This window comes from Faecalibacterium sp. An58 (assembly GCF_002161515.1).
Classification (GTDB): domain Bacteria; phylum Bacillota; class Clostridia; order Oscillospirales; family Ruminococcaceae; genus Faecalibacterium; species Faecalibacterium avium.
On the sequence record NZ_NFHX01000003.1, the window covers coordinates 71618 to 86838 of the forward strand.

A 15221-nucleotide genomic window follows, 5' to 3' on the forward strand; every position below is an offset into this window, starting at 1 on the left:
GTACCGATGGTAAAATTTGAACACGTATCCATGGAATATAAAAAGGGCGGCCGGCTGGCTCTGGAGGACATCGACTTCCAGGCGGACCCCGGTGAGTTCGTCTTTCTGCTGGGGCACTCGGGCGCGGGCAAATCCACCCTGCTCAAGCTGATCTTGCGGGAGATTGTCCCCACCGAGGGCAAGGTCTTTGTCAACGGCAACGACGTGGCGGCTTTGCGCCGGCACAAGATCCCCTTTATCCGCCGCCAGATGGGGATCATCTTTCAGGACTTCCGGCTGATCCCCAGCATGACGGTGTATGAGAACGTGGCCTTTGCCATGCACGTGACCAACATCTCCAAAAAGGAGATCGAACAGCGGGTGCCCTATATGCTGGAGCTGGTCCACCTGGAGGACAAGGCCAACAGCTACCCCGACTACCTGTCGGGCGGCGAGCAGCAGCGGGTGGCGGTGGCCCGGGCACTGGTACACGCACCCAAGCTGGTCATTGCGGATGAGCCCACCGGCAACATCGACCCCGAGCTGAGCCTGGAGATGATGGAGCTGCTGGAGCGGGTCAGCCGCGAGGGCAACATCACGGTGCTGGTGGTCACCCACGAGCATGAGCTGGTGCACCGGTTCCATCAGCGGGTGGTCACGCTGAACCATGGCAGGATCGTTTCGGATGTGCCCGCCGTCCAAGAGGGGGTGCTGGTATGAAACTTTCGACCTTTGGTTTCCTGACCGGGCGCGGCCTGCGCAACCTGGGCACCCACTGGGCCATGACCATTGCGTGCGTGGCGTCCCTGGCGGTCTGTATGAGCCTGAATACCCTGGCCAGTCTGGTAGAGGTCAATGTGGACAGCATGATCGGCTATCTGGGCCGGCAGAACGAGACGGTGGTCTTTCTGGACCCCGCCTGCGACGACGCCACCGCCCAGGCGGTGGGCCAGCAGATCTCTGCCATCAACGGGGTGAGCAACGTCAGCTATATGTCCAAGCAGGATGTGCTGGACACCTATGAGAGCTACATGGAGGAGTATGCCTCCCTGTGGGACGAATTTGAAAACGACAATCCCTTTAAAGCGAACTACCGGGTCACCGTTTCGGACCTGGGGCAGCTGAGCAGCATCAGCAGCCAGATGGAAAAGATCCCCGGGGTGGTCAAGGTGACGGCCCCGGTGGAGATGGGCAGCATCTTTGTGGAGATCCAGCAGGGCGTCACCCGGATGGGCCGCGCCTTTGTGCTGGTTCTGATGGTGGTCAGCGTCATCACGGTGGGCAGTACCATACGCCTGAGCGTCTTTGCCCGCCGCCGCGAGATCGAGATCATGAAGTATGTGGGCGCCACCAACTGGCTGGTGACCCTGCCTTTCCTGGTGGAGGGCCTGGCGATGGGCCTGATCGCGGGCGCCATCTCCTCGGGCGGTGTCCTGGCCCTGTATGCCTACCTGGTAGGGGCGGCCGACGGGCTGAGCGGCGTATGGGATGTGCTGGTGGGGACCTCGCTGGTGCCCCTGGACGCTGTGTGGTCCACTGTGCTCAGCAGCAGCCTGCTGGGCGGCGGCCTGGTGGGCGGCCTGGGCAGCCTGTTCTCCATCCGCAAGCATCTGAACGTGTGATCCAAAACGCTTGAACAAAGGGGGTCTTTCGGTGAAGAGGGCAAAACACGCCAAGAAGTCCCGGCTGGGCGCACGGCTGCGTCGAACGGTCAGCCTGCTGACCGCATCGCTGTGCCTGATGGCCGCCATCGGCAGCGTACCGCCGGCGGTGTCGGCTGCCAGTGTCTCTGACCTGCAAAAGCAGCTGGAGGAGATCCAGTCCAGCATGGCCCAGCACCGGCAGGAGCTGGCCAACGCCAAAAAACGGGAGAACGCCGCCGCTGCGCTGGAGGAGGATCTGCGCCAGCAGGTCCAGGTGATCCAGAGCCAGATCTCTGTGCTGGCCGGGGAGATCGCCCAGGTGCAGAACGCCATCGGTCAGAAGCAGCAGCAGATCACGGCCAAGCAGGCCGAGATCGACCAGAAAGAACTGGACATCGAAAACCAGTGGGACGACTTCAAGACCTTTATGGGCGCCATGCAGGAACTGCGGGAAGGCGGCAGCGTGGCGATGCTGTCGGCGGTCACCGACCTGTACCAGCTGCTCACCTTCAATGAGATGATGCAGGATATCTCGGTCAAGGAGACCCAGATGCTGGACGAGCTGGAAGCCGCCAAACAGGAACTGGAAAACGATTACCAGCAGCTGGCCAGCGAAAAGGCTTCCCTGGAGACCCAGAAGGCCAATCTGGACGCCAAAAACTACCAGATGAAGGCCAAGCAGAGCGAGCTGACCGCCAGCATCTCCCAGGCGCAGCTGACCCAGGAGGAGGCGGAGGCCGCCCAAAAGGCTGCCCAGGAGGCCATCGAGTCGGATGAGATGGACTACGAGGCCGTCCAGGGACAGATCCAGGCCATCATCTCCGCGGCAGCGTCCAAGCAGAGCGAACTGAGCTTCACCGGCTTTATCTGCCCGCTGCGCAGTTACAGCCGCATCTCCTCGGAGTACGGCTACCGCACCAACCCCGTCACCGGGGTGTACAAGCTGCACGGCGGCATCGACTTTGCGGCGCCGGGCGGCACGCCCATCTATGCGGCCGCCAGCGGCTATGTATCGGTGGCCGGCTGGAGCACCGGCGGCTACGGAAACTATGTGGTGATCTACCACGGTACCATGGGGGACGGCAAGGCCTACTCCACCCTGTACGGCCATATGAGCCGCATCGCCGCAAAACAGGGCACCTATGTCAACCAGGGCGATGTGATCGGGTATGTAGGCTCCACCGGCAACTCCACCGGCAACCACCTCCACCTGGAGGTGTGGCAGGGCAAGACCAACGCCGGCCGCGTCAACCCCCGCAGCTATGTCCCCATCTGAATTTTGAACAGCAAATAGAGAGAGGCGGAAAGAATCCATGAGAACCGATAAGCACAAGCGTTTTCAGCGCGCAGCCTGCATCGTGCTAGCAGTCCTGCTGGCTTTGTCCCTGCTGGGCAGCACCCTGCTGATGCTGCTGGGCTGATAGGAGGCACCGATGAACAAAAAGATATCGGTCGGGATGATGCTGACCATTGTGATCCTGGCGATGACCGTGACATTCTCGGTCACCATGCTGCTGGCCATGCGGCTGTTTGACAGCACCGTCAGCAGCGTCAAGGAAAAGGAGAGCATGTACAACAAGATCTCCGAGCTGGACCGCTATGTCCGCAGCAACGACTACTACACCATCGACGAGACCCGGCTGTACGACACTATTTCGTCGGGCTACCTGCTGGGCACCGGGGACCGGTATGCCCGCTACTATACCGCCGAGGCCTATGCCGAGCTGCTGGATATCCAGAACGGCGTCCTGATGGGCATTGGCGTCGAGGTGGCCCAGGACCAGACCGGCTATGCCAAGGTGCTGAAGGTCTATGACGGCAGCCCTGCCCAGGAGGCCGGGGTGGAGAAGGGCAACTACATCACCACCATCGACGGCGCCGACGTGCGCACCATGAGCAGCGCCGACGCCATCCAGGCCCGGCTGCGGGGCGAGGCGGGCACCACCGTCAACCTGGTCTGGCTCAACAGCGAGTCGGCGGAGCAGACGGTGGATCTGACCCGTTCCAGCTACATCACCACCACCATCGACTACCAGCTGACGGCGGGGGACGTGGGCTATATCAAGATCCGCCAGTTTGACGCCACCACCCTCAGCGAGCTGGATTACGCCATCCGCACCCTGCGCAACGCAGGCGCAGCCAGCCTGCTGTTCGATCTGCGCGACAACGCCGGCGGTCTGCTGGACGTGGCTTTGAACTGCATCGACCTGGTGTGCCCCGAAGGGGTGATGGCCTGGGCGGAAAGCCGGGACGGCACCCGGGAAGCCCTTGGCAGCAGCAACGGGGACAGTGTGGTGGATCTGCCCATGGTCTGCCTGGTCAACGGCAATACCGCCAGCGCGGCCGAACTGTTTGCCAGCTGCCTGCGGGATATGAGCGGCGCCCGGCTGGTGGGCACGACCACCTTTGGCAAGGGCACCATCCAGAGCAGCCCCCAGCGCCTGAGCGATGGCAGCGCCGTGGTGGTCACGGTGGCCCAGCTGATCCCCTCCAGCGGCGAGACTTTTGACAGCGTGGGTCTGACGGTGGACGTGGAGCGTGACCTGACCAGCGACGAGCAGGCCGCTTACTACGATTACACTTTGGAAACCGACCCGCAGATCCTCCGCGCAGTAAATACGGCTCAGACCATGAGCGGCAGCGCCACCGTGGGCGGCGTGAATGCCGCCTCCAGCGGGGCCGCCGGCAGTGAGGCTGCCAGCAGCGAGACCGCTTCCAGTGAAACTGCCAGCAGTGAAGCCGCCTCCAGCGAAGCTGCCTCCGGTGAAGCCGCCAGCAGCGAGGCTGCTTCCAGTGAGGCCGGCTGACCCGGTCCCGAGTCCGTATGTGACACCCCAAGACCCCCGGCCCTGCCGGAGGTCTTTTTGCAGCCAACAGAAAGGATTTGTATATGGAGCTGACCGACCTTGGCACCATCCGCACCCTGTGCGAAAAATACGACTTTGCCCTCTCCAAGGGCTTTGGACAGAACTTCATCGTCAACCCGGGGGTCCCCCCCAAGATCGTGGACGCCGCAGGCATCGACCGCCGCTACGGGGTGCTGGAGATCGGCCCCGGCATCGGCGTTTTGACCAGGGAGATCGCCAGCCGGGCGGGCAAGGTGGTGGCGGTGGAGGTGGACAAACGCCTGCCTCCGGTATTGCAGGAGACCCTGGCCGGCCTGGACAACGTGCAGGTGGTGCTGCAGGACGTCCTCAAGACGGACCTGCGCGCTTTGATGGCCCGGGAATTTGAGGGGATGCCGGTGGTGGTGTGCGCCAACCTGCCCTATTACATCACCAGTCCCATCATCATGAAGCTGCTGGAGGAAAAACTGCCGGTGGAAAACATCACCGTCATGGTGCAGAAGGAAGCCGCCGAGCGCCTGGCCGCCCAGCCCGGCACCCGGGCCAGCGGCGCCGTCAGCTGCGCTGTGCGGTATTTTGCCCAGCCCCGGGTGATGTTCACGGTGCAGGCGGGCAGCTTTTACCCGGCGCCCAAGGTCACCAGCGCGGTGGTCCGGCTGGATATCCGCCCCACCCCTGCGGTGCAGGTGCCGGATGAGGGCGCTTACTTTGCCCTGGTGCGGGCCGCCTTTGGCCAGCGCCGCAAGACTGCCGCCAATGCCATTGCGGCAGGGCTGGGCCTGTCCCGCCAGCAGGTGGCCCAGGCGCTCCAGGATGCCGGGCTGGACCCGCGGGTGCGCCCCGAACAGCTGACGCTGGAGGATTTTGCAGCCGTGGACGCCGCCCTGCGGGCAGGCCGATAAATTCTTCTTGCCAAAACGCCGCCGAAGTGGTATACTATCTGGGTAATAGCTTCTGCTAGTGTGGCGCAATGGCAGCGCAACTGATTTGTAATCAGTGGGTTGCAGGTTCAACTCCTGTCACTAGCTCCAGAGAAGGCCTCGCAACGATCGGGTTGCGGGGCCTTTTCCTATAACAGGAAAGCCTTGTCGGTTTGAAGGCAAAACCGCCTGTTCACTGCATCTCGCTTGTCAGTGGGCCAGCCGCCGTGCTATACTGGGATCGTACCGGTTTCTTGCCGGCACCTACGTCAAAAAGGAGGAATGCAATGTGAACGGATTCATAAAAAGCTGTGCCCTGGTCCTGGCGGCCTGCCTGCTGGCGGGCTGCGCTTCGGCCCCGGATCTGCCGCCCCAGCCCACCATGGACGAGCTGCTGGCCGAGACCAACGCCGCCCATCAGGCGGTGACCAAGCCGCAGGTGGATGCGAGCCAATATAGGACACGTCCGGCGCCGGATGAGGAAACGGTGGACTACTTTACCGGCGGCGAGCAGACGGCCTTTGACCCGGACGCCGTGGTGACTGCCGCCCAGGCCGCGGAGGATATGGAATACCTGTTCGACGCGTTCCGTACCCTGTACGGCCCTTACGATTTTTTCGGCGGGGACGAGACATTCGGCCGGCATAAGGCGGAACTGCAGGCCCGGCTGGAGGAAAAAGAGAGCTGGACCGCCGCCGAAGTGCAAGACCTTCTGCTGGAAGGGCTGCGATTTTTTGAGGATGGGCATTTTGCGGTCAACGGCCAGAGACCAAACCCGTGGAAAGTCCCTTTCTTTTTCCGCGAGTCGGCTTTTTACCGGATGGAGGACGGCTACATCCGTGAGGATGGCAAGCGGGTGGCGTCGGTGGATGGGTACGAGGATCTGGACGAGCTGTTCAAACGTTCCATCTCACCGGAAGGGGAGATCGTCTACTATCCTATCCTGCTCGAAGAGGACGGGCTCCAGGCCGGCGACGTGACCTTGACCATCCACTATGCCGATGGCAGCGCCCAGACCCTGACCGCCGAGCCGTTCGAGCGGTACAATACGCAGATCGAAGGGGATGCCATTACCGAATACCACAAGGACGGAGAGATCCCGGTATTTACGATCGATTCCTGTTACGATGGCGCTATGGACGAGATCGCAGCGGGCGCCATCATGGTTGCGAGATATCCGGTAGGGATCGTGGATCTGCGGGCCAATCTGGGCGGCTCGGATAGCGTAGGGAACACATGGCTGCGTCAGTATACCTATACGGATACAGAACGTCCCATGTACAGGAACCAATATTTGATGAATGTCTTTTCCGGTGGGAGCGGGGCCGAGGACGGCTGGATCGAAAACGACCGTGTACTGATCGTCCTGACCAGCAAAAATATTGCGTCGGCGGCAGAGACGTTTGTGGATATGGCGCACAATGTGGAAAATGTCCTTTTCATCGGAGAAAATACCTGGGGAGCGCAGGTGACGTCGGCTGCCTATCATGTCCAACTGCCCAACAGCGGGTGTGTTGTGACGATGGGGCACGGATTGTTTGAAGTGCCCCAGGACTGGGATTATTACGAGGAATTGCGCGGCTATCAGCCCGACCTCTGGGTCCCTGCCGGGGAGGCGGAGGAGCTGGCCGTCAAGCTGATGGAAAACCTGGGCGCGGTGCAGACCGAAGGCGAAGCAGCCAGCCCGGCCGCATAAGAAGGAGGCGTTTGCCATGAAAGGATCGATCCGTACGGCTGTCATCGGCATGGGGAATATGGGCAGCCAGTATGCGGCTCTGCTGGCGGCGGGGCAGGTGCCCGGTATGGAACTGGCGGCTGTCACCCGGGTGCGGCCCGAGATGCTGGCCGCCCGGGGGCTGGTGCTGCCGGCGGGGCTGCCGGTCTATCCGACTGCGGACGCCCTGTTTGCGGCGGTGGACCGGGGAGAGCTGGCCCTGGACGCGGTGATCATCGCGACCCCGCACCGCCTGCACGAGCAGCAGGCAGTGGACGCCATGCAGCGGCGGCTGGCCGTGCTCTGCGACAAACCCGCCGGCATCGCCAGCGCGGCGGCCCGCCGGATGGAGCAGGCCCGCCCCGCAGGGCTGGTGTGCGGGTATGTGTTCCAGCAGCGCACGTTCCCCACCTACCGGATGATCCGCCAGCTGGTGCGCAGCGGCGAGCTGGGCAAGCTCAAGCGGGTCAGCTGGACGGTGACCGACTGGTACCGCTCCAACGCTTACTACGCAGGCAGCGGCTGGCGCGGCAGCTGGGAAAAGGATGGGGGCGGCACTCTGCTCAACCAGTGCCCCCACAACCTGGATATGCTCCAGTGGATCTGCGGTATGCCCGCCCGCACCCGTGCGTTCTGCCACAACGGCAAGTACCATCCCATCCCGGTGGAGGATGAGGCCACCGCCTATCTGGAGTGGCCGGGCGGGGCCACCGGCGTCTTTGTGGCATCCACCGGGGAAGCCCCGGGGGTCAACCGGCTGGAGATCGCCCTGGACGACGGCCTGATCCTCTGCCAGCCCGACGGGGTCAGGATCGCCCGGCTGGACAAGCCCGAGATGGAATACCGCACCGCTCCAGGCACCGGCTTTGAGAAGCCCGCCGCCCACTGGGAAGACCGGCCCATGGAGAAAGAGCCCGAGGCCTACCGGGTGGTGCTGGCGGATTTTGCGCGGGCAGTGGCGGCCGGCCGCCCTGAGGATCTGCTGGCCCCCTGGGAGGAGGGCCGCAAGAGCCTGCTGCTGTCCAACGCCATCTACCTGTCCTCCTGGACGGGGCAGACGGTGGAGATCCCGGCGCCCGGCAGCGCAGAGGAGAGCACCTTTGAGCGTGCTTTTGAAGAAAACTGGCGGCGGCAGTTTTAAACCGCCCATCCGCGCCCGGCAGGCTCTGCTGCCGGGTTCAGCGTGTCGCAAAAGCGCCACGCTCCAGGGGGAACCCATTTCTGCCCGCAGCCGCGGGACAGAAATTCCTTCCCCCTGGTGGTTGCGGTTCCCTGCTTTTGCTGCGCCCGTCGCAGCGGGCTTGCAAAAAGCAGACCGCTGCCCCTGCTCCGCTTCGGCTGTTTCGTCCGCAGGACGCGCCTCAGCTTCGCAGTCCCTGGGGACAAAATTTAGCGCTGAACCGCGCACTCGGCCTTACGGCCTCGCACACTCTCAGCGCCAAATTTCCCTGTATGTGTCTCGTCCATCCGCACATGTCGGCTGGACGAGACTTTTTTGATAGCCTGCCGGGTTTTTTTGTGCGGGCTTCCAGTTCTTTTCAGCCGCCCGGGCCGGAATAGGGCTTTTGTTTTGGCGCCGGGCATGGTACAATAGGACTGCATCAAAGTAAAAGGCAGCCAATGGCTGTTAAGATAAAAAGACCGGCAGCCCGGATGCAATTTTTGCCAATGGCGAAACGTATCTCAGGTGAAAGGGCCTGCAATGCCGGCAAAGGAGCAACTATGTGGCGTATCAGTCAGGAAGAAGTATTCCGCCTTGCGGTGGAAAAATACAGCGATACGGTGTATCGCGCTGCGGTGCATCATTGCAGCAGCAGCGCCGATGCCGAGGACGTGGTCCAGGACGTCTTTGAAAAGCTGCTGAGATATCGCGGCGGCTTTTCCAGTGAGGAACATCTCAAGGCGTGGCTGCTGCGAGTGGCCATCAACCGCTGCCACGACCTGACCCGGGCGTCCAGCCAGAAGGATGTGCCCCTGGATGAGACCATGCCGGCCCCCGCGGCCGCCGACGGCAGTGTGCTGGAGGCGGTGCGCGCCCTGCCCGAACAATACCGCAACGCCATTTATCTGCACTATTACGAAGGGTACACGGCGGCGGAGATCGGACGGATGCTGGGCGCGCCCACCAACACGGTGCTGAGCTGGCTGCATCGGGCGCGGGCCCTTCTACATACCATGCTGGAGGAGGAGATCGAGGATGAAATGGTTTGAATACAAAATGGAGGTAGACCAGCTGCACGCTTCGGATGAGCTGAAAGCCCGTCTGCTTGCCATGCAGCCCAAACCCCAGCCCCAGAGCACTTCCCATACCCCCGTATCCCAAGACACAAAGACCAAAGGCAGGGCGGTCCGCTTTCCCCATTGGAAGCGGTGGGCCGCCGGGATCGCGGCCTGTGCGGCAGTGGCCGTGGTGGGCCTGCAGGCCCTTGGCCCCGCAGGCAGCGGCATCGATACCATGAGCCTCCGGTCTGGCGGCGCGGCGTCCAGTACGGCCCTGGCCAGCGCGCCCCAGATGGCTACTTATGGCCTGGACATGGCCAACGGTGACCTTGCGGCCCGCAGTGCCGCCGGCACCGAGAGCGCCCTGGCCGGGGACAAGATCATCTACACCGCAGACCTGACCCTGGAGACCAAAGACTACGAAGGGGCCCGCGCCAGTCTGGAGCAGGCCCTGGCCGACGCCGGCGGCTGGATGGAGAGCAGCAGCGAATCCAACTACACCGGCGAAGCCCGCACCCTGTCCATGACGCTGCGGGTGCCCGAAGCCAACTACGAGAGCTTTCTGGAGGCGGCGGGCCAGACCGGCAGCCTGGTGAACAAGTACCAGCGGGCTGACGATGTCACAGCCCAGTACACCGACGTGGCCGGCCGGATCGCCAACCTGGAAGGCCAGCGGGACCGCCTGCGGGAGCTGCAGGCCAGCGCCGCCACTCTGTCCGATCTGCTGGACATCGAAGCCCAGCTGTCCGACGTGGAGTATCAGCTGGAGAGCTGGCAGGGCCAGCTGGACTGGTACGACGACCAGATCGCCAGCTGCACCGTCACTGTCACCCTGCAGGAGGTGGAGACATACACCCCCACCGGCGGTTCCTTCCTGGAGCGGCTGGGCACAGCCTTTGCCGAAGGCTGGCAGAACTTCATCCATGGGGCGTCCGCAGTCCTGGTGCTGCTGGCGGGCCTGTGGCCTGTGGTGCTGCTGGTGGCGGCTGTCGTGGCTGTGGTGGTGATCGTGCGCCGCCGCCGCAGATGACCTTCTGGCGACTCTGCCAAAAAATTTCTCCGAAATCTATTGACATTTCCCCCGCCCTGTGCTATTATAATGGAGCACCAAGCGATACGGCTTCCAAACAAAGCCGAAGGGTGCAGATCAAAGATAGCGCGGGGTGGAGCAGTCCGGTAGCTCGTCGGGCTCATAACCCGAAGGTCGTTGGTTCAAATCCAGCCCCCGCAACCACCAATATGACCGGTTGTATCCAGCCGGTCATATTTCTTTTTGTGCCAAAAACACCTGCCGATGTGGAAAAGCATCGGCAGGTGTTTTGCGTTGAAACGGCGCCGGGATGGTCAGGGGACAGGGGCGTCATCCGGGGCCTTGGTGTCCGGTGCGGCGGGAACGGAAGGGCGGATCACTTCACTGCCCGGCCGGCTGGAGCCAAAGGAGGGCACGAACAGAAATTTCCGGATCACGAAGATCAGCCCGATGGAAAATACGCCCAGCAGGTTGTCCATGGTGGAGCCATGGCCCAGGATCATATTGCGGGCGATGGCGTACAGCAGCACCTCCAGGGCGCTGCCGGGGCTGTGCTTGGACAGCATTTTGATGAACTCGATGCCGATGACCAGGTTGAAGGCGTGTCCCAGGAAGGTCTGGAAGGCGTCGGTGCTGCCGCTGCTCCACAGGGACAGCATCTCCCGGGCTACCGGCACCGCGCTGATGAGCAGGCCCAGCAGCACCAGCACCGAGATGACCACCTCCAGCAGGCTGGCAAGCTCGGCGACCTGTTCTCGCAGGATGTATTTCAGACGTTCTTCGGTGCGACGCAGGCGGCTGCGCGCCGGGCGGGAAACATTTTCCTTCATGGTGCAACATCCTTTCTGTGGAAAAATGGGCTGGACACAAAAGCGGGTGCGCTGTATGTACATTTTAATAATACCATGGTCCGGGCTGGGATACAAGAGCGGATACCAAACAAAAAGCCGCCGCAGCCTGTGGAGGCCGCAGCGGCAGAAGCGGGCGTTCAGCCCAGCATATAGACGTACATGACGATATAGTGGCACAAGCTGCCCGCCATCACGAACAGATGGAAGATCTCGTGCATCCCGAAGTTGGGGTGGCGCCGCTCAAAGCCGGGGTGCTTGCAGGCGTAGATGACGCCGCCCGCCGTGTAAAGCAGGCCGCCGGCCAGCAGCCATCCAAAGCAGGCAGGGGACAGGCAGCTGAGCAGCTGGGGCAGCGCAAAGATGCAGGCCCAGCCCATGGCGATATACAGCACCGAGGAGATCCACTTGGGGCAGTGCACCAGCAGGAACATGAAGCATACCCCCAAAATGGTGCAGCCCCAGATGACGGCCAGCAGCAGCTCGCCCACAAAGGTGGGCAGAGCCAGCAGGCAGACCGGGGTGTAGCTGCCTGCGATCAGCACAAAGATCATCATGTGGTCGATCTTTTTCAGCAGAGGCTCGTGGGCGCTGCCGGGCGCCACGGTGTGATAGGCGGTGCTGGCCGCATACAACGCGATGAGGCTGGCGGCATAGACCGCCATGGCGAACACCGCCAGGGGCCGGCCGGTCTGGCAGGCTTTGATGAGCAGGGGCACACTGGCGCCCCCAAAGCCGATGGCTGCAATAAAGTGGGTGATGGCGCTGGCCGGGTCCTTGATATAGAGGAGGTGGCGGCGGCGGGGACAGGCGGCAGAGGTACTCATAATGGAATCATCCTTTCGGTTCTCTCCCGGATTTGCCGGACAGGAAAGGTTGTTGTAAGCGTTTTATAAGTTTTTGAAAAACTTGATACAAGGTAATATACATCACAATGGAGCTGGTGTCAAGAGGAGAAAAGGAGGAAATTGTGCGAAATTCCCCTGCCGGAGGGAATCCGCTGGAAAACTACGTCTAACTTACAGCAAGGCCCCCGTCCCAAAGGACGGGGGCCTTTTTATGGTAAAGAAGGAGGAAAAACTCAGAACAGGCCGGTGATCCTGCCGTCGTCGGTGACGTCGATGTTGACGGCGGCGGGGACTTTGGGCAGGCCGGGCATGGTCATGATGCTGCCGCAGATCACCACCACAAAACCCGCACCGGCGGCCAGGCGCACCTCCCGGACGTTCAGGCGGAAGCCGGTGGGAGCGGCCTTGAGGTTGGCGTTGTCGCTGAAGCTGTACTGGGTCTTGGCGATGCAGACGGGCAGGCTGCCATAGCCCATGGCGGTCAGCTCATCCAGGGTCTTGGCGGCGGCGGGGGTGTAGTCCACCCCGTCGGCACGGTAGATCTTGGAGGCCACCGCGCCGATCTTATCCCGCAGGGAAGCCTCCAGGGGATAGGTGAAGTGGATGGGACGGTCCTCCATGCTGTCCAGCACCGCCTGGGCCAGGGCCTTGCCGCCCTCGCCGCCCTTGGCAAAGACTTCGCTCAGGACGCATTTGACGCCCAGGCCGGCGCAGTAATCCGCCACGATGGCCTGCTCCTCGGCGGTGTCGGTGGGGAAGGCGTTGACCGCCACCACCACAGGCAGGCCGAAATTGTCCTTCATGTTCTCGATGTGGCGGCCCAGGTTGACCAGGCCGGCCCGGACGGCGTCGGGGTCGGGCTGATTCAGCTGGGCCTTGGCTACGCCGCCGTGGCTCTTGAGTGCCCGGACGGTGGCCACCAGCACGCAGGCCGAGGGAGCGATGCCCGCAGCCCGGCACTTGATATCCAGAAACTTTTCGGCGCCCAGGTCGGCGCCAAAACCCGCCTCGGTGACCACATAGTCGGCCAGGGCCAGGCTGAGCCGGGTGGCCATGACGCTGTTGCAGCCGTGGGCGATGTTGGCGAAGGGCCCGCCGTGGATGATGGCGGGGTTGTGCTCCAGCGTCTGCACCAGGTTGGGGTCGATGGCGTCCTTCAGCAGGGCGGCCATGGCCCCCGCTGCGCCGATCTGCCCCGCGGTGACCGGCTGGCCGTCGTAGGTGTAGGCGCAGACGATCCGGCTCAGGCGCTCTTTCAGGTCGTGCAGGCTGGAGGCCAGGCAGAAAATGGCCATCACTTCGCTGGCCACCGTGATGTCAAAGCCGTCCTCCCGGGGAGTGCCGTTGGCCTTGCCCCCCAGGCCGTCCACGATGAACCGCAGCTGGCGGTCGTTCATGTCCATGCAGCGCTTCCAGGTGATGCGCCGGGGATCGATGTGCAGGGGGTTGCCCTGTTGGATGCTGTTGTCGATCATGGCGGCCAGCAGGTTGTTGGCGGTGCCGATGGCGTGGATGTCCCCGGTGAAGTGGAGGTTGATGTCCTCCATGGGCACCACCTGGGCATAGCCGCCCCCGGCGGCGCCGCCCTTGATGCCAAACACGGGACCCAGCGAAGGCTCCCGCAGGCAGAGCATGGTCTTTTTGCCCAGGGCGCACAGGGCGTCGGCCAGGCCCACGCTGGTGGTGGTCTTGCCCTCGCCGGCGGGTGTGGGGCTGATGGCGGTGACCAGGATCAGCTTGCCCTGCTTGCCGGGCTTTTCGGCCAGGTGATGGTCGATCTTGGCCTTGTAGCGGCCGTAGGGGATGACGTTGTCCTCCTCCAGGCCAAGCTGAGCGGCGATCTGGGTGATGGGGCGCAGAACGGCCTCCTGGGCGATCTCGATGTCGGACTTCATCTTGCATTCTCCTTTGCTGGCAAAACAAAAAGGCAGCGCTGCGCGGCTCATGCCGCGCAAGGCTGCCCAGACGGTCGGCTTTGATCTGCCCTGCCCGCATGTGGTTGCGCTCCACAAAGAAGGGCCGCGGCCCTTCATCTTCCGTCAGCGCGGCAGGGTTTCCTTGCCTGCTAAGAATAACATAGACAGGCGGGTATTGTCAAGGCAAACCGGCAGGATTTCTTGGGCATGTTTCCAAAGCCCTCTGGCGGCTCGAGTCAAAAGGGCGGATGTACCTTGCCGCTTCAGGCCGGTACATAGCCGGCTTTCCGGATGCAGGCCGCCCCCGCCGAGGTGGACAGCCAGTCATACAGCTGGCGTTCGGGGCTGTCGGCAGCTGCCGAAGCGCGGATGACCGCATAAAAGTCGTTGCACAGAGGGTAGCTCTGGTCGGCGATGGTCTGGGCCGAGGGCTCCACCCCTTCCACGGCCAGCAGCCGCAGCCCCGGCTGGCTGTACATCTGGTCGATGTAATAGTAAACCGAAAAGCCGATGGCGTTGGCGCTGTTGTTGTACTCGGCCACCCGGTCCACCAGTTCGCCCATGGCGGCGGGGGCCAGCTCGGTGGGGGCTTCCATCAGTTCGCCGTCCCCGATCAGCAGCTTTTTGAACAGGGTCTGGCTGCCGCTGTCCTCGCCCCGCTGGAAAGCGACGATGGGGCTGTCCGCCCCGCCCAGCTCCTTCCAGTTGGTGACGCGGCCCGCGTAGATGTCCCGCAGCTGGTCCAGCGTCAGGCCCTGGACAGGGTTATCCTGGTTGACGATAAAGACCAGGGCGTCCCGGCCCACGGCCTTCTGTTCCAGGGGGATGCCGGCCTGTTCCATCTCGTCTTTGACATAGTCGGGCGCCTCATAGACCAGCAGCATCTGCACATAGATGGAGTCGTAGACGGCCAGGTTCTCCCAGGCATAGGCGGTGGTGCTGACCGTGACGGCGCTTTGGGCCTCGGCCAAATCGATGCCGGTAGTGTCGGCCATCATCTGGGCCATCAGGGGGATGCAGGCGGTGCTGCCGTCCAGCCCGGGGAACTCCTCCGGTGTCAAAAAGGGGTCGGGCTCCACCTGGCTGGAAGCCGCACTGGAGGCGGGCGCTTCGCTGGAGGCGGGTGCCTCGCTGGAAGAAGAAACGGGGCTGCCCCCACACCCTGCCAGCAGGGCGGCGGCCCCGGTCAGGCCCAGGGCGGCCAGAAAACTGCGTCGGGAAAGGATGGGTCGATCGGTCATGGCATATACCTCCTTG

At 63.0% G+C, this 15221-nt stretch carries 13 protein-coding genes and 2 tRNA genes; 11 read left to right on the plus strand and 4 right to left on the minus strand.

The genetic code is table 11. From position 1 onward, the window contains the following. Positions 1 to 6: 6 nt before the first annotated feature. The 11 genes from ftsE to B5G12_RS04005 all read left to right on the plus strand — a co-directional run bounded on the left by ftsE (position 7) and on the right by B5G12_RS04005 (position 10556). Positions 7 to 699, plus strand: coding sequence for a cell division ATP-binding protein FtsE (gene ftsE / locus B5G12_RS03955; RefSeq protein WP_087230731.1), 693 nt, complete (start codon positions 7 to 9; stop codon positions 697 to 699). Continuing rightward, on the plus strand, positions 696 to 1601 hold the full coding sequence (locus tag B5G12_RS03960) for a cell division protein FtsX (RefSeq protein WP_087230729.1): 906 nt from the start codon (positions 696 to 698) through the stop codon (positions 1599 to 1601). The genes ftsE and B5G12_RS03960 overlap by 4 nt, the downstream gene beginning before the upstream one ends. A 31-nt stretch (positions 1602 to 1632) precedes the next feature. Continuing rightward, on the plus strand, positions 1633 to 2898 hold the full coding sequence (locus tag B5G12_RS03965; RefSeq protein ID WP_242955919.1) for a M23 family metallopeptidase: 1266 nt from the start codon (positions 1633 to 1635) through the stop codon (positions 2896 to 2898). Between the two features lie 157 nt (positions 2899 to 3055). Beyond that, positions 3056 to 4429, plus strand: coding sequence for a S41 family peptidase (locus B5G12_RS03970; protein ID WP_087323968.1), 1374 nt, complete (start codon positions 3056 to 3058; stop codon positions 4427 to 4429). An 83-nt stretch (positions 4430 to 4512) separates the two neighbouring features. Beyond that, positions 4513 to 5370, plus strand: coding sequence for a 16S rRNA (adenine(1518)-N(6)/adenine(1519)-N(6))-dimethyltransferase RsmA (gene rsmA / locus B5G12_RS03975; protein ID WP_087323970.1), 858 nt, complete (start codon positions 4513 to 4515; stop codon positions 5368 to 5370). Positions 5371 to 5424: 54 nt separating this feature from the next. Continuing rightward, positions 5425 to 5499: transfer RNA gene (locus B5G12_RS03980), tRNA-Thr, on the plus strand. A gap of 178 nt (positions 5500 to 5677) precedes the next feature. Further along, entirely contained in the window at positions 5678 to 7084 is a 1407-nt protein-coding gene (locus tag B5G12_RS03985; protein ID WP_087323972.1) for a S41 family peptidase, read from the plus strand. A gap of 16 nt (positions 7085 to 7100) precedes the next feature. Beyond that, positions 7101 to 8243: a Gfo/Idh/MocA family protein gene (locus tag B5G12_RS03990; RefSeq protein WP_087323974.1), complete on the plus strand. Its 1143-nt coding sequence runs from the start codon at positions 7101 to 7103 to the stop codon at positions 8241 to 8243. Between the two features lie 581 nt (positions 8244 to 8824). Further along, the gene (locus B5G12_RS03995) at positions 8825 to 9313 is read left to right on the plus strand and encodes an RNA polymerase sigma factor (RefSeq protein ID WP_087323976.1); all 489 of its coding nucleotides are present in this window, start codon (positions 8825 to 8827) and stop codon (positions 9311 to 9313) included. Then, entirely contained in the window at positions 9300 to 10352 is a 1053-nt protein-coding gene (locus tag B5G12_RS04000) for a DUF4349 domain-containing protein (RefSeq protein WP_087230711.1), read from the plus strand. Before B5G12_RS03995 ends, B5G12_RS04000 begins: the two co-directional genes overlap by 14 nt. A gap of 127 nt (positions 10353 to 10479) precedes the next feature. Continuing rightward, a tRNA-Met gene (locus B5G12_RS04005) sits at positions 10480 to 10556 on the plus strand. 110 nt (positions 10557 to 10666) lie between these two features. Here the strand turns inward: B5G12_RS04005 and B5G12_RS04010 are convergent. The 4 genes from B5G12_RS04010 to B5G12_RS04025 all read right to left on the minus strand — a co-directional run bounded on the left by B5G12_RS04010 (position 10667) and on the right by B5G12_RS04025 (position 15205). Further along, positions 10667 to 11182, minus strand: a complete 516-nt coding sequence (locus tag B5G12_RS04010; protein WP_144064092.1) for a transporter — start codon at positions 11180 to 11182, stop codon at positions 10667 to 10669. A 158-nt stretch (positions 11183 to 11340) separates the two neighbouring features. Then, entirely contained in the window at positions 11341 to 12027 is a 687-nt protein-coding gene (gene trhA / locus B5G12_RS04015; protein ID WP_087323978.1) for a PAQR family membrane homeostasis protein TrhA, read from the minus strand. 254 nt (positions 12028 to 12281) lie between these two features. Next, positions 12282 to 13943 (minus strand): formate--tetrahydrofolate ligase, encoded by a 1662-nt coding sequence (locus B5G12_RS04020; protein WP_204245655.1) that lies wholly within the window; start codon positions 13941 to 13943, stop codon positions 12282 to 12284. 284 nt (positions 13944 to 14227) lie between these two features. After that, positions 14228 to 15205 carry a PstS family phosphate ABC transporter substrate-binding protein gene (locus B5G12_RS04025; protein ID WP_087323982.1) on the minus strand — a complete coding sequence of 326 codons (978 nt, stop codon included), beginning with the start codon at positions 15203 to 15205 and terminating at the stop codon, positions 14228 to 14230. Positions 15206 to 15221 lie beyond the last annotated feature (16 nt).

Excerpts from the sequence above, each read along its gene's own strand:
- ftsE (WP_087230731.1), top strand. The coding sequence starts at position 7 with ATGGTAAAATTTGAACACGTATCCATGGAATATAAAAAGGGCGGCCGG.
- rsmA (WP_087323970.1), top strand. The coding sequence starts at position 4,513 with ATGGAGCTGACCGACCTTGGCACCATCCGCACCCTGTGCGAAAAATAC.
- B5G12_RS04010 (WP_144064092.1), bottom strand. The coding sequence starts at position 11,182 with ATGAAGGAAAATGTTTCCCGCCCGGCGCGCAGCCGCCTGCGTCGCACC.
- B5G12_RS03995 (WP_087323976.1), top strand. The coding sequence starts at position 8,825 with ATGTGGCGTATCAGTCAGGAAGAAGTATTCCGCCTTGCGGTGGAAAAA.
- B5G12_RS03960 (WP_087230729.1), top strand. The coding sequence starts at position 696 with ATGAAACTTTCGACCTTTGGTTTCCTGACCGGGCGCGGCCTGCGCAAC.
- trhA (WP_087323978.1), bottom strand. The coding sequence starts at position 12,027 with ATGAGTACCTCTGCCGCCTGTCCCCGCCGCCGCCACCTCCTCTATATC.
- B5G12_RS04020 (WP_204245655.1), bottom strand. The coding sequence starts at position 13,943 with ATGAAGTCCGACATCGAGATCGCCCAGGAGGCCGTTCTGCGCCCCATC.
- B5G12_RS03970 (WP_087323968.1), top strand. The coding sequence starts at position 3,056 with ATGAACAAAAAGATATCGGTCGGGATGATGCTGACCATTGTGATCCTG.
- B5G12_RS03990 (WP_087323974.1), top strand. The coding sequence starts at position 7,101 with ATGAAAGGATCGATCCGTACGGCTGTCATCGGCATGGGGAATATGGGC.
- B5G12_RS04025 (WP_087323982.1), bottom strand. The coding sequence starts at position 15,205 with ATGACCGATCGACCCATCCTTTCCCGACGCAGTTTTCTGGCCGCCCTG.
- B5G12_RS04000 (WP_087230711.1), top strand. The coding sequence starts at position 9,300 with ATGAAATGGTTTGAATACAAAATGGAGGTAGACCAGCTGCACGCTTCG.